This window comes from Ochrobactrum sp. AP1BH01-1 (assembly GCF_018066705.1).
Taxonomy (GTDB): domain Bacteria; phylum Pseudomonadota; class Alphaproteobacteria; order Rhizobiales; family Rhizobiaceae; genus Brucella.
On the sequence record NZ_JAGPOU010000001.1, the window covers coordinates 355474 to 368789 of the forward strand.

Consider the following 13316-nt stretch of genomic DNA (forward strand, 5'->3'; position numbering starts at 1 on the left):
TCTACTCCGTATTTCCTGTGGCGGCGCGCACCAGCACTTCCGCGTCGAGGCTGGCGCGTTCGAAGATGCCTTCCATCAGACCCTCACGCATGACCATCACGCGGTCCGACATGCCAATGATTTCCGGCAGTTCCGACGAGATCATGATGATGCTGAGGCCCTCGGCGGCGAGTTCGCTGATGAAGGCGTGAACCGCTGCCTTGGAGCCGATATCGATGCCCTTGGTCGGCTCGTCGAGAATGATGACCTTCGGGTTGGTGGCAAGCCATTTTCCGATGACGACCTTCTGCTGGTTGCCGCCGGACAGCGTCCCGACCGGTACGGAAAGGGCGGCGGCGCGCAGGTCGAAGCGCTCGGCATATTTGCGCGCCAGCGCCAGTTCTTCCGCCATGCGCAGAAAACCATTGCGCGAGGTGCGGGCAAGCGAGGGCAGGGAGACATTCTGGAAGATCGGCAGTTGCAGCACCGCGCCGTGGCGTCCGCGTTCTTCCGGCACATAGACGATGCCATGCGCCACCGCATCGCCGGGGCGGCGGATGCTGATCTCGCGATCTTCAAGCGTCACACGGCCGCTCGAAGGCTTGGTGATGCCGAACAGCGATTGTGCGAATTCCGAGCGCCCGGCGCCGACAAGACCGTAAATGCCAAGGATTTCGCCCTTGCGCAGCTCAAAGGAAATGTCGCGAAACTCGGTCGGGTGCGAATAGTTCTCAACCTTCAGCACCGGCTTGCCGATGGCCACATCCTGCTTGGGGAATGCCTGATCGACGGAGCGTCCGACCATCATGCGCACGATATCATTCTGCCGCGTATCGGCAAGCGTGCCGTGGCCGACGGCGTGCCCGTCGCGGAAAACCGCATAATTATCGGCGATTTCATAGACTTCATCGAACTTGTGGCTGATGAACAGGATGGCTTTGCCCTGCGCCTTCAGCCGCGCCACGATGCGAAACAGGTCGTCCACTTCCTTGCGCGACAAGGCAGCGGTGGGCTCATCCATGATGACGATGCGCGAATCCACCGACAGCGCACGGGCAATGGCAACCAGATGGCGCTGCGCGATGGACAGTTCCTTCAGCTTGATGCGCGCATCCACCGTCGTTTCCAGCGACGAGAGCAAAGCCTGCGAACGGGCATAGACAGCCTTCCAGTTGACGAAGCCCAATTTCGTGCGCGGCGCATGGCCGAGATAGATGTTTTCGCCCACCGACAATTCGTCGAAGAGCACGGTTTCCTGATGAATGGCCGTGACGCCGTGATCGGTCGCATCCTGTGCGGTCGCCAGATGCACCGGCTTGCCGTCGATGAGGATTTCGCCTTCATCGGGCTGGTAAATGCCGGTCAGAATTTTCACGAGCGTGGATTTGCCTGCGCCGTTCTCACCGATCAGCGCCGTCACCTTGCCGGGATAAAGCGCGATGTTCACGTCATCGAGCGCACGCACACCCGGAAACGTCTTGGCAATGCCGCGCATTTCCAGAATGGGCTGATCCGTGGCGGCAAGCGCCGTCTGCTCACCGCTGGAATCACCGCTTGAGAGAAAAGCTGCATTCATTGCAGACACCTGAAATCGATTCCGGGGGAATGGCAGGCGGCATCCGTTCAGCGAACGCCGCCTCTTTTCAAGAATGCGCATCCTTTCGGGATGCGCTTTTCCGATCAGAAGACCTTGGAGAACTCGTCGATATTCGACGCGTCATAGACGAACGGGTCGCTCATCGCGGCTTCGCCATTGTCCCCGATCTTGATCTTGCCCATGCGTCCGGCTTCGATTTCCGAGCCCGGCTTGCCATCGGCATCACCCTTCACGAGGTGATAGGCAATCTGGGTCGCGGAATAGCCGAGATCGATCGGATTCCAGATGGCGAATTCCTTGGTCGCACCCGACTTGATGGCGCCAGCCATTTCAGACGGAAGGCCGAGGCCGGTCACATAGACCTCGCCGATCTTGCCGGCATCCTTCACGGCCTGCGAGGCAGCGAGAACGCCAACTGTGGTCGGCGCAACGATCACTTTCACATTCGGGTTCGACTTCAGGAGACCCTGTGCCTCACGATAGCTCTTGTCGGCAAGATCGTCGCCATAGACGGTCGTGACCAGATTGAGGCCCGGGAAGTCCTTGAGCTGCTTCTTCATCTCGCCGATCCAGATATTCTGGTTGGTCGAGGTGGTGGTGGCCGACAGGATCGCGAAATCACCCTTGCCATCCGGCAGATGATCGGCGGCAAGCTTGAGGCACATCTTGCCGATCAGCTCGTTCGATGACGGATTGAGGTGGACGATACGGCCTTCAGGCGCGACGCCCGAATCCCACGAGATGACCTTGATGCCGCGCTGTGCGGCTTTCTTCAGGGCAGGGACGACCGCATCCGGGTCGTTGGCCGAAATGGCGATGGCGTCCACGCCTTGCGCGATCAGCGAATTGATCACCTCGATCTGGCCTTCCGCCGTCGTTGTGGTCGGGCCGGTATAGATGACCTCGACGCCGCCCAGTTCCTTGGCGGCTTCCTGCGCACCCTTGTTGGCGGCTTCAAAGAAGCCGTTGCCAAGTGACTTCGCGACAAGCGCGATCTTCATGTCGGCGGCCTGCGCTTGGGCAGCCATGACGGCGACAGCCAGCGCAGTGCCGAGTGCCAGTTTCTTGAAAAGTTTCATGTCTCGTTCCTCCCAGTATAAAGACATATGTTTTGCTTCATTCCAGCTCAGGCAACCTCGGCGGAATCCCCCTGTTCGCCACCCTTGCCGGCATTTGCGGAAGCCTGCGCCACGATGAGCCGGATACCCGCATTTTCCACCATGCGCCGCGCCTCATCGGAAATGCCGTCATCGGTGATCAGCGTGCTGACGCGGTCGAGCGGGCAAAGGATAAGGCTGGAACGGCGTGTGAATTTCGTTGAATCGACCATCAGGACGAGCTCGTCCGCCTGGCCCATAAGCTTCTGTTCGCTCTGGATGATCAGCGCATCGGACTCCATCACTCCGAGCGGACTGATCCCCTGACAGCCCATGAACATGCGCCGTCCGTAGAAATTGCGGATGACGTCATTGTCGAAAGGCGAAAGGATCAGGCTCTGGTCGCGATAGATCGCGCCGCCGGGCACAATCACCGTGCTCTTCGACTGCCGCAACAAATGTTCGGCAATGGCGAAGGAATTGGTCAGCACTTGCAAGCGGCGCGGGGCAAGATAATGCACCATCTGGAAAGTCGTGGAGCCGCCATTGATGATGATGCTGTCGCCTTCATCGCAAAGCGCCACGGCTTCGCGGGCGATTGCGCGCTTGCGGTCCGCATTTTCCGATTCCGAAACCTTGAACGGGCGACCCGTCAGGCTGGCGAACTGCGGCGGATGAATGGCCTCGGCCCCGCCGCGCACGCGCTTGATGCGGCCCTGCATATGGAGTGACGCAATATCCCGGCGAAGGGTCGCTTCCGACGCTTCCGTCAGTTCCACCAGATCCTGAATGGTGATCACCGGCTTTTCCTGAACAGCGCTCAGGATGATGCGGTGGCGCTCTCTTTCGTGCATGGCTCCTCCTTTTCTTTGTATCGGGCATAAAGCCAGCGCATGTCAATCACAAACAATCACAACAGCGCACAATAATCACTTTAATGATTGAAGATGATTGTTTGTGATTGACAGCAATTCGTTTGATACGTCATATCTGCCGCTAACATGATCGCTGGCACATTGGACGGGCATATGGCGCGGACGTGCGACTCGCGATCCACCATAACAGCATTGGGAGGATGACATGGTGGCCCAGAGCAGGCTTCTCGAAAACCGGTGGGAGGACGCCAAGGCGGCAACGATGGATGAGCCAGGCCAGCTGCTCTATCGCTCCAATCTGCTCGGTTCCGACAAGCGCATCACCAATTACGGCGGCGGAAACACCTCCGCGAAGGTCGAAGAAATCGATCCGCTCACCGGCGAGAAGGTACAGGTTCTCTGGGTCAAGGGCTCGGGCGGCGATGTCGGCACCATCAAGCTGGACGGTTTCGCCACGCTCTATCAGGACAAGCTCAACGCCTTGAAAGGCATCTATAAAGGCGTCGAGGACGAGGACCGCATGGTCGGCTTCCTGCCGCACTGCACGTTCAACCTCAATCCGCGCGCCGCATCGATCGATACGCCGCTGCACGGTTTTGTCGCTTTCAAGCATGTGGACCACATGCACCCGGATGCGATCATTGCCATCGCAGCCTCCAAAAACTCCCGTGAACTGACGGCCGAGATTTTCGGTGACGAAATCGGCTGGCTGCCATGGCGCCGCCCCGGTTTCCAGCTCGGTCTCGACCTTGAAGCCTTCGTAAAGGCCAATCCAAACGCAAAGGGCGTTGTCCTTGAAAGTCATGGGCTTTTCACTTGGGCCGACGATGCGAGGACCTGCTACGAAACCACGCTCGCCATCATCAACAAGGCCATTGAATGGCTGGACCGGAAGACGGCGGGCAAGCCAGCTTTCGGCGGCGCTGTCGCTCAAAGCCTCTCTGCCACGGAACGCCGCGCCATTGCAGCGCGGCTGATGCCGGAAATTCGCGGGCTGATCGGCAAGGACGAACGCAAGCTTGGTCATTTTGATGATCAGGATGCCGTGCTGGAATTCGTGAACTCGAATAATCTGCATCCGCTCGCAGCACTCGGCACTTCCTGCCCGGATCACTTCCTGCGCACCAAGATCCGTCCTCTGGTCGTCAATTTTGATCCGGCCAAGCCGGATGTGGACGCCGTGGTTGCCGGACTTGAGGGCGCGCTGGAAGCATACCGCGCCGATTACAAGCGCTATTACGAAGCGTGCAGGCACGACAATTCGCCCAAAATGCGCGACCCCAATCCGGTGATTTTCCTGATCCCCGGCGTCGGTATGCTTTCCTTCGCCCGCGACAAGGCCACCGCACGCATTGCCGGTGAGTTTTATGTCAATGCGATCAATGTGATGCGCGGCGCATCCGGTGTATCGGAATATCAGGGCCTGCCGGAACAGGAAGCCTTCGATATCGAATATTGGCTGCTTGAAGAAGCCAAGCTGCAACGCATGCCGAAGCCAAAGAGCCTCGCGGGGCGCGTTGCATTCATCACCGGCGGCGCTGGCGGCATTGGGTTTGCTACCGCCGAAAGGCTCGCAGGCGAGGGCGCTTGCGTGGTTCTGGCGGATATTGACGCAAAATCGCTCAAAACCGCTCACGAAAATCTCGTAAAGCGTTTCGGCACCGATCAGGTGCGCAGCGTCGAACTGAACGTCACCGACGAACGGGGCGTCGCAAACGCATTCACGGAGGCCAGCGTCGAGCTTGGAGGAATCGACATTCTGGTTTCCAATGCCGGCATTGCATCATCCGCGCCGGTGGAAACCACCGAACTCTCCATGTGGAACCGCAATATCGACATTCTGGCGACCGGTTACTTCCTCGTTTCACGGGAGGCGTTCCGCCTGTTCCGCCGCCAGAAGATCGGCGGCAATGTGGTGTTCGTCGCATCCAAGAACGGGCTTGCGGCCTCGCCCAATGCTTCGGCCTATTGCGCTGCAAAAGCCGCGGAAATCCATCTGGCGCGCTGTCTGGCGCTGGAAGGCGCGGAAGCTGGCATTCGCGTCAATGTGGTCAACCCGGATGCGGTTCTGCGCGGCTCGAAAATTTGGGATGGCGAATGGCGCGAACAGCGCGCGGCATCGTCCAAGATCGACGTTTCCGAGCTGGAGGAACATTATCGCAAGCGCTCCATGCTGAAGCTGAATGTCTTCCCGGAAGACATTGCGGAAGCCATCTACTTCCTTGCAAGCGACGCTTCGGCCAAGTCGACCGGCAACATCATCAATGTCGATGCCGGAAACCAGCAGAGTTTTCCGCGCTGATCCGGAAAAGGCGCGCCAGCCCTTGCTTTCGCGCCTTTTGTCCATGAAATTCGGGACATTCTGGGAGGAACCATGTCCGAGCAACGCATTGCGGCCGATTTCATCGCCGAGCATAATTCCGGTTTTGAAGATGCCTTGAAGAGCGACTATCAGGCGCTTGGGGAGCAGCTTTTGCGCCGTGGCATTGAGATCGACAAGATTACCGACAAGGTGGCAAGCTATTTCGTCGCCGTGCCTTCCTGGGGCACTGGCACGGGCGGCACCCGCTTCGGGCGCTTTCCGGGCAGGGGCGAACCGCGTGGCATTTTCGACAAGCTCGACGATTGCGCCGTCATCAACGAGCTTTGCCGTGCGACGCCGAATGTTTCCCTGCATATTCCGTGGGACAAGGCTGATCCGCAGAAGCTGAAGGCCCATGCGCAAGCGCTTGGCCTCGGCTTCGACGCCATGAATTCCAACACATTTGCCGATGGCGCGGAACAGAGGCTCTCCTACAAATTCGGATCGCTCACCCATGTCGATCCGGCTGTGCGGGGGCAGGCGATTGAGCACAATATCGAGTGCATCGAAATCGGAAAAGCCATAGGTTCCAAGGCCTTGACCGTATGGCTGAGCGACGGATCCAACTTTCCCGGCCAGCAGAATTTCACGCGCGCCTTCGAGCGTTATCTCAATTCCATGGGCGAAATCTACAAGGCGTTGCCAGACGACTGGCGGCTGTTCTCCGAACACAAGATGTATGAACCGGCTTTCTATTCGACGGTGGTTCAGGATTGGGGCACCAATTATCTCATCGCCTCGACGCTTGGGCCGAAGGCGCAATGTCTGGTCGATCTCGGCCACCATGCGCCCAACACCAATATCGAGATGATCGTCGCGCGGCTGATCCAGTTCGGAAAGCTCGGCGGATTCCATTTCAACGACAGCAAATACGGTGACGACGACCTCGACGCCGGATCGATTGATCCTTATCGATTGTTCCTTGTTTTCAATGAGTTGGTGGATGCTGACTATCGCGGTGTGGCGGACTTCCGCCCCGCCCACATGATCGACCAGTCGCATAATGTTACCGATCCGCTGGAAAGCCTGATCTCATCCGCAAATGAAATCCGCCGCGCCTATGCGCAGGCGCTTCTGGTGGATCGCGAGGCGCTGGAAACCTACCAGCAGGAAAACGATGCGCTGATGGCTTCCGATACGCTGAAACGGGCCTATCGGACAGACGTCGAACCGATCCTGGCGGAAGCGCGCCGCCGCACCGGTGGGGCAATCGAACCGGTTGCCGCGTATAGGGCAAGCGGCTACCGCGACAAGGTTGCCAAGGAGCGTCCGGAGAGCAAAAGCGACGGCGGAGCTTTCAATTAAAAGTAGCAAAAATGCTTCGAATCACAAAATAGCCGCAAAAAGGACGGGCGCTCGACACATTTGGAAGGCGTTTTGTGCGGCTTTTCCCCTCAAAAAATCGCGCTTGGCGCTTGTCAGCGCGATTTTCTGAACGTCAGATTGAAGCGAAAGGACCCGAGTTTTTCATGCTCGCCGTGCTTCAACGCGAGTATGCCATGATAGAAGAGGCGGGACGGTCCGCCCCACACAACCACGTCGCCATGATGCAGGATATATTTCGCAATCGGGTCGGTTCGCTTCAATCCACCGAACTGGAAAGTCGCGGGCAAACCGAGCGACACGGAAACAATCGGATTGCTGAAATCCTGTTCGTCCTTGTCCTGATGCAATGAAAGTTTCGCACCGGGTTCATACCGATTGATGAGACAGGCATCCGGCTCGAAATCAGGATAGCCGGCTTCACGGGCGGCAGTTTGGGCAAGCGCGCGAAAAGCATCAGGCATGGAGGGCCAGGGCACGTTGGTTTCGGGATCGTCGGTGCTGTAACGATAGCCGCTTTGGTCCGTAACCCAGCCGAAATCACCGCAATTCGTCATCGCAACAGACATGCGATAACCGCCGGGGGTCGTCATATGCCGGAAAGGTGCGGCGGCCGAAACATCCACCACAGCCTTTAGAACAGCATCTTCATCCGGAAGCGCAAAGCCGCGCAGAAGCGCGGCTCCAGGCGCAAGAGCTTCACGCGGTTCAATCTGGTCGAAAAGGTCTCTCATAACGTCTTTTTAGCACAAGATCAGGCGATGGCCTCCCGAAAGCTGTTTTCAAACTGAAGCAGCCCCGAAGCCGTGGAAATTCGGGGCGAATCAGGCCCGATAGCCGCCCATTTTCTGCTTTTCGTCGGAGCTTCCCGGATGCCGCGCTTTGCCGACGAGGTATCTTCGAATGGGAACTGCGCGACTGCAATTCCGTTTTGTCCATATATGTATAGACAACATATAAAAAAGATGGTCCTATGCTGGGGAGACCACAAAAAATTGCTAAACATTCGACCCGGAACAAGTAGAAGTTCGGGCGACAGGATTGTTTTGCAAAGGTCGCAGGGGAACATGATGCAGGTTTTATCGCTTTTCGACCTCAGCGGGCGTAAAGCGCTGGTCACCGGTGCGAGCCGGGGACTGGGACAGGCCATCGCCGAAGCGCTCGCCTCGGCTGGTGCCGACGTCGCCATTACAGCGCGCAAGTCCGACGACCTTTCCGAAACGGCATCCCGTATCGCCGCCCATGGCCGCGCCTCTGCAAGTCTTTCACTCGATGTGCGCGATGTTTCGGCCTGTGGCGCCGTCGTCGAGCAGGCGACGGAAGCGCTCGACGGGCTCGATATTCTCGTCAACAATGCTGGCTATGAGGAAATCCGCCCGTCGCTCGATGTGGACGAGGCGCTCTGGGATCGCATCGTATCGACCAATCTCAAGGGCGCGTTCTTCTGCGCGCAGGCCGCTGCCCGCCACATGACGGAAAGCGGGAAGGGCGGTTCGATCATCAATCTCTGCTCGCTGACCTCCTATGTCGGCGTGCCGACCGCCGCGCCTTACGGTTCCTCCAAATCCGGCCTCATGGGCATGACCCATGCTCTGGCGACCGAATGGGCGCCTTCCGGCATTCGCGTCAACGGCATTGCGCCGGGCTATTTCCGCACTGCCATGACCGATGTGTTTTACGAAAACGACGACTGGCAGAAGGCGATGCTTGCCAAAATTCCGCAAGGGCGGTTCGGCAAAATGGAAGATGTGGCCGGTGCTGTTGTGTTTCTTGCAAGCGCCGCATCGTCCTATGTCACGGGACAGGTAATCCCCGTCGATGGGGGATACCTCGCCTCTATCTGATGTTCTAAAGAAGAATATCAGCAGATTGCGGAACAGGATTGAAATTACTTCGAAAGCACATGCCCGTGCTTTCACTGAAATGGGAAATAGCGATGAGTACAACCGAAACCGCAACTGGCCGTAAAGTCGCGAGCGGACCGGCTGCCGTATCGGTCAACGATGTCAGCATGATCTACAACGGCTTCCATGCTGTGCGTGCGGCATCTTTCGATCTCGCCAAGGGCCGTTTTCTGACCATCCTTGGGCCGTCAGGTTCGGGCAAGACGACGCTTCTTCGGCTCATTGCCGGTTTCCAGAAACCCAGCATCGGCGAAATCTTTATCAACGGCGAAGCCGTCAGCGCCGTGCCGCCGCACAAGCGTTCCATCGGCATGGTTTTCCAGAAGCTGGCGCTTTTTCCGCATATGACGGCGGCTGAAAACGTTGCCTTTCCCCTGAAAATGCGCCGCTTCGATGCGCGTTCTATTCCCCAGCGGGTGGAACGTTATCTCGATCTCGTTCGGCTCAATGGCCTCGGCGGGCGGCGTGTGCACGAGCTTTCCGGCGGCCAGCAGCAGCGCGTCGCCATCGCACGCGCTCTGGTTTTTGAACCGGACCTACTTTTGCTCGATGAACCCCTTGCAGCGCTCGACCGCAAGCTGCGCGAGGAAATGCAGCTTGAATTCCGCCGCATCCAGCGGGAACTTGGCGTCACGACAATCAACGTCACCCACGACCAGCGCGAGGCGCTCGTCGTCTCCGACGAAATCATCGTGATGGATGGCGGTGAAATCCAGCAAATGGCGCAGCCATCCGAAACCTATCGCAACCCGTCCAATGCCTTTGTCGCGAACTTCATCGGCGTCACCAATTTCATTTCCGGCAAGGCATCTTCGCTCGATGGCAATCTGGTACGGGTCGATGCGGGAACGGCTCTTGTCGGCACGGCAGGCGAAGGGCGCGGAGGCGTTGCGCCCGACGCAAATGTCTCCTGCGCAATCCGCGCCGAACAAATCCGCATTGGCGGCAGCGCCGCGACACATGCAGCACTCGATACCGTGCTTGAAGGCATTGTTACCGATGCGATCTTTGAAGGCGAACGCATCGTCTATGAATTGCGGGTTCCCGCCTTGGGAGACGTGTTGATGCGCGTCTTCGATCACGATCCCATCGGCCACAGCCAGTTCGCGGAAGGTGAAACCGTGCATCTTGGCTGGAACGCCCGCGATCTCATCGTCTTTGCCGCATGACTGAAACATTACGGGGAAACTCCACAGGAGAAACAAAATGAGCAATCTGAAGAAGCCTTTTCTCATCCTCGACCGTCGCCGCTTCCTGCAAAGCGCGGGCGCTTTGGCCGCAGCCGCAGGCACGACCTCGCTCGGCCTGTCGCGCGCTTTTGCCGAAGAACCGGCAAAGCCGAAGGAACTGATCGTGCGCGCCTGGGGTGGCAGCTGGGTGGACGCGCTGAAAGCCGGTGTGTCCGATCCGTTTGCCGCCAAGACCGGCATTTCCATCCGTCACGACCTGACGGAAGACAATGAAATCCAGCCGAAGCTCTGGGCTGCGGTCGCGCAGAAGCGGGTGCCGCCGATCCACGTCAACTGGGATACGACGACCAATGCGACCAAATCGGCATTGCGCGGCGTGACGGAAGACCTGTCGGACCTGTCCAACCTCAAGAACACCACCGATCTTGCCAAGCCGGTTGGTCTCGACGGCTATCCGATCGTCAACACCTATGGCTATGTCTATGTGCTGGCCTATCGTCCGGAAGCCTTCCCGGACGGCCCGCCGAAGTCGTGGCACGCTCTGCTCGATCCGAAGTTCAAGGGCCGCATCGCGCTTTACAACGATGGCATCGGCTTCCACTTCCCGGCGCAGGTTGCCGGTGGCGGCAAGCTGGAAGACATTCCGGGCAATATGCAGCCTGCATGGGATTTCATCGCCAAGGTGAAGCAGCAGCAGCCGCTTCTGGGCGAAGACCCGGACTTCACAACCTGGTTCCAGAAGGGCGAAATCGATCTCGCCTGCACCATTTCCACCAATGCGCGCGAAGCCCAGAAGAACGGCGTCAAGATTGACTGGACCGTTCCGGAAGAGGGCGCGAAGTTCGACACGGACGGTCTGTGGATTCCAAAGGGCCTCCCGGAAAACGAACTTTACTGGGCCAAGGAATATATCAACTTCGCGCTCACCAAGGATGCGCAGCAGGTCTGGCTCGACGGCCTTGGCCTGCCGGGCGTCGTGCCGGGCCTGACCCCGCCCGCCGATCTGGTGAACGATCCGGCCTATCCGACCAAGGAGGAGGACTTCAAACACCTCATCCGCATTTCGGCGAAGGTTCAGGTCGAAAACGAAAGCGAATGGTTCTCGAAGTTCAAGGCCATCATGCAGGGCTGATCCGGCCATTATTGCAGGAGCTGCCTTCAGATTTGGCTTCTGGGGCAGCTCCCAATCAGATATTCAGGAATTAAAACATGCGAGCGGCACGCACTGCCTATCCGGTTGTCTGGCGCATCATGGATGTGCTGGAAGCAATCGCAGCCTTTTTGTGGCCCGCGCGGTTCAATCGCGCCGTGCCTTATCTGATGCTGCTTCCGGCAATTGTTCTGGTCGGACTGCTGGTGCTGGGCCTCGTCCAGATCGCGGATACCAGCCTGCGCACGCTCGACACTTCGACATTCCTGATGTCCGACTATTACACGCTCGCCAACTACAAGCGCGCGCTGACGGAAAGCCTCTTTGCAACCGTGGCTTGGCGCAGCCTGTTCGGCTCGCTCGTCGTGACCGCATTCACGCTTCTTCTGGCCTTTCCCTATGCCTATCTCATGGTGCGTACGCCGTCGGCTGCATTGCGCAAATTCCTTTTGATCGCGCTGTTCCTGCCCTTCTTCATCGGTCAGGTCGTGCGCGCCTATGGCTGGCTCATCATTCTCGGCAATCAGGGCATGGTCAACGAGGCGCTTGGCCTTGTCGGCATCGCACCGATGCGGCTCCTCTATAACTATCCGGCGGTTCTGTTCGGTCTCATCCAGTATATGTTGCCATTCGCGGTGCTGATGCTCGCCCCGGCGCTGACCGCCATTCCGGAAGAAATGGAAGCGGCGGCAAGCTCGCTTGGCGCGAACTGGCTGCGGACCTTCGCCCATGTCGTTCTGCCTATGGCGCGTCCGGGTCTGATCGGTGCGGGGCTGGTGGTGATGACGCTGTCGCTCACCGACTTCGCCGTACCTGCAATCCTGGGCGGCGGATCGCAGGATTTCATCGCCAATGCGATCTATGACCAGTTCTTCCGCACATCCGATCAGGGGCTGGGCGCGACGCTGGCGCTGCTTCTTGTCGGCGTCGGTTCCATCCTCGTCGGGATCGTGTTCACGCTGTTCGGGGCGGGCACGCTTGCCATGGGGAGGGCGCGCAAATGACCTCGCCGCTGTCGAAATCCATCGTCATTTGGACATTCGTGATTGCCGTTCTGGTGCTTCTATCCGCGCCGACCATCGTCGTGCTTGGCGCGTCGTTCACATCCGGCAACATGATTACCTTCCCGCCGGAAGGGTTTTCGCTCAAATGGTATCAGAAGATCGCCGGAACGAGCGACCTTTGGGATGCATTCCTGCGCTCGCTCTACGTCTCCTTCATCTGCACCATTGTTGCCATTCCGGTTGGAACGCTGGCGGGCATAGCACTCGCCAAATATGCGGTGCGGTTTGAAAAGACGATCCAGATTTACCTGCTCCTGCCGTTCACCATTCCGCTGATCGGTTCCGGCATCGGCCTCATGCTGATCTTCGGTCAGGCGGGCATATTGGGCCAGCTCTGGCCGGTAGGGATTGCAGCCTGTGTCATCAATCTGCCCTTCATGATCTGGGCCGTGACGGCCAGTGCCGCCAATCTCGATGCCGATCTCGAACTTGCCGCCGCCAATTGCGGGGCAGGGCCAATCTCGACCTTCTTCTTCGTCACGCTGCCGGTCGTCGTGCCGGGCGTGATCAGCGGGTCGCTTCTGATGTTCATTCTGGCGCTGAACGAGTTTCTGGTGAGCCTGCTTCTGGTCGATGCGCGCATCGTGACGCTGCCGGTGCAGATCTACAATTCGATCCGCTCCATCATCACGCCAGACCTTGCGGCCATCTCCGTCGTCTTCATCGCCTGTGCCGCCGCCGCCATCTTCCTGCTCGACCGGCTGGTCGGGCTCGACATCTTCCTCAAATCGAAATGACCGGTTGCGCCCCCGCCGCAACCAGCAAGGAGCCGATC

General features: G+C 58.6%; 11 protein-coding genes. 7 read left to right on the forward strand and 4 right to left on the reverse strand.

Annotated elements, in window-relative coordinates:
- Position 1 precedes the first annotated feature (1 nt).
- The 3 genes from J9800_RS01585 to J9800_RS01595 form a co-directional block, all read right to left on the reverse strand.
- Positions 2 to 1555: a sugar ABC transporter ATP-binding protein gene (locus tag J9800_RS01585; RefSeq protein WP_114215072.1), complete on the reverse strand. Its 1554-nt coding sequence runs from the start codon at positions 1553 to 1555 to the stop codon at positions 2 to 4.
- Positions 1556 to 1659: 104 nt separating this feature from the next.
- Positions 1660 to 2655 carry a rhamnose ABC transporter substrate-binding protein gene (rhaS, locus tag J9800_RS01590; RefSeq protein WP_114214964.1) on the reverse strand — a complete coding sequence of 332 codons (996 nt, stop codon included), beginning with the start codon at positions 2653 to 2655 and terminating at the stop codon, positions 1660 to 1662.
- A 47-nt stretch (positions 2656 to 2702) separates the two neighbouring features.
- Positions 2703 to 3527, reverse strand: coding sequence for a DeoR/GlpR family DNA-binding transcription regulator (locus J9800_RS01595; protein ID WP_114214963.1), 825 nt, complete (start codon positions 3525 to 3527; stop codon positions 2703 to 2705).
- Positions 3528 to 3753: 226 nt separating this feature from the next.
- Here J9800_RS01595 and J9800_RS01600 point away from each other — a divergent pair, with 226 nt between their 5' ends.
- Both J9800_RS01600 and rhaI read left to right on the forward strand, forming a co-directional pair.
- Positions 3754 to 5850, forward strand: a complete 2097-nt coding sequence (locus J9800_RS01600) for a bifunctional rhamnulose-1-phosphate aldolase/short-chain dehydrogenase (RefSeq protein WP_114214962.1) — start codon at positions 3754 to 3756, stop codon at positions 5848 to 5850.
- A gap of 72 nt (positions 5851 to 5922) precedes the next feature.
- Positions 5923 to 7215 carry an L-rhamnose catabolism isomerase gene (rhaI, locus tag J9800_RS01605; RefSeq protein ID WP_114214961.1) on the forward strand — a complete coding sequence of 431 codons (1293 nt, stop codon included), beginning with the start codon at positions 5923 to 5925 and terminating at the stop codon, positions 7213 to 7215.
- A 113-nt stretch (positions 7216 to 7328) separates the two neighbouring features.
- Here the strand turns inward: rhaI and alkB are convergent, their stop codons facing one another.
- Positions 7329 to 7967 carry a DNA oxidative demethylase AlkB gene (gene alkB / locus J9800_RS01610; protein ID WP_114214960.1) on the reverse strand — a complete coding sequence of 213 codons (639 nt, stop codon included), beginning with the start codon at positions 7965 to 7967 and terminating at the stop codon, positions 7329 to 7331.
- Positions 7968 to 8303: 336 nt separating this feature from the next.
- Here alkB and J9800_RS01615 point away from each other — a divergent pair, with 336 nt between their 5' ends.
- The 5 genes from J9800_RS01615 to J9800_RS01635 all read left to right on the forward strand — a co-directional run bounded on the left by J9800_RS01615 (position 8304) and on the right by J9800_RS01635 (position 13278).
- Positions 8304 to 9077, forward strand: a complete 774-nt coding sequence (locus J9800_RS01615; RefSeq protein WP_114214958.1) for an SDR family NAD(P)-dependent oxidoreductase — start codon at positions 8304 to 8306, stop codon at positions 9075 to 9077.
- Between the two features lie 92 nt (positions 9078 to 9169).
- A complete protein-coding gene (locus J9800_RS01620; RefSeq protein WP_114214957.1) occupies positions 9170 to 10306 on the forward strand; it encodes an ABC transporter ATP-binding protein in 1137 nt (378 codons plus the stop codon).
- Positions 10307 to 10343: 37 nt separating this feature from the next.
- Positions 10344 to 11459, forward strand: coding sequence for an ABC transporter substrate-binding protein (locus J9800_RS01625; protein ID WP_162792622.1), 1116 nt, complete (start codon positions 10344 to 10346; stop codon positions 11457 to 11459).
- Positions 11460 to 11536: 77 nt separating this feature from the next.
- Positions 11537 to 12481, forward strand: coding sequence for an ABC transporter permease (locus J9800_RS01630; RefSeq protein WP_114214956.1), 945 nt, complete (start codon positions 11537 to 11539; stop codon positions 12479 to 12481).
- Positions 12478 to 13278, forward strand: coding sequence for an ABC transporter permease (locus tag J9800_RS01635; RefSeq protein WP_006468850.1), 801 nt, complete (start codon positions 12478 to 12480; stop codon positions 13276 to 13278). The genes J9800_RS01630 and J9800_RS01635 overlap by 4 nt, the downstream gene beginning before the upstream one ends.
- Positions 13279 to 13316 lie beyond the last annotated feature (38 nt).

Coding starts and splice junctions, on each gene's coding strand:
- rhaI (WP_114214961.1), top strand. CDS start 5,923: ATGTCCGAGCAACGCATTGCGGCCGATTTCATCGCCGAGCATAATTCC.
- J9800_RS01600 (WP_114214962.1), top strand. CDS start 3,754: ATGGTGGCCCAGAGCAGGCTTCTCGAAAACCGGTGGGAGGACGCCAAG.
- J9800_RS01615 (WP_114214958.1), top strand. CDS start 8,304: ATGCAGGTTTTATCGCTTTTCGACCTCAGCGGGCGTAAAGCGCTGGTC.
- J9800_RS01595 (WP_114214963.1), bottom strand. CDS start 3,527: ATGCACGAAAGAGAGCGCCACCGCATCATCCTGAGCGCTGTTCAGGAA.
- J9800_RS01635 (WP_006468850.1), top strand. CDS start 12,478: ATGACCTCGCCGCTGTCGAAATCCATCGTCATTTGGACATTCGTGATT.
- J9800_RS01620 (WP_114214957.1), top strand. CDS start 9,170: ATGAGTACAACCGAAACCGCAACTGGCCGTAAAGTCGCGAGCGGACCG.
- J9800_RS01625 (WP_162792622.1), top strand. CDS start 10,344: ATGAGCAATCTGAAGAAGCCTTTTCTCATCCTCGACCGTCGCCGCTTC.
- J9800_RS01585 (WP_114215072.1), bottom strand. CDS start 1,555: ATGAATGCAGCTTTTCTCTCAAGCGGTGATTCCAGCGGTGAGCAGACG.
- J9800_RS01630 (WP_114214956.1), top strand. CDS start 11,537: ATGCGAGCGGCACGCACTGCCTATCCGGTTGTCTGGCGCATCATGGAT.
- alkB (WP_114214960.1), bottom strand. CDS start 7,967: ATGAGAGACCTTTTCGACCAGATTGAACCGCGTGAAGCTCTTGCGCCT.
- rhaS (WP_114214964.1), bottom strand. CDS start 2,655: ATGAAACTTTTCAAGAAACTGGCACTCGGCACTGCGCTGGCTGTCGCC.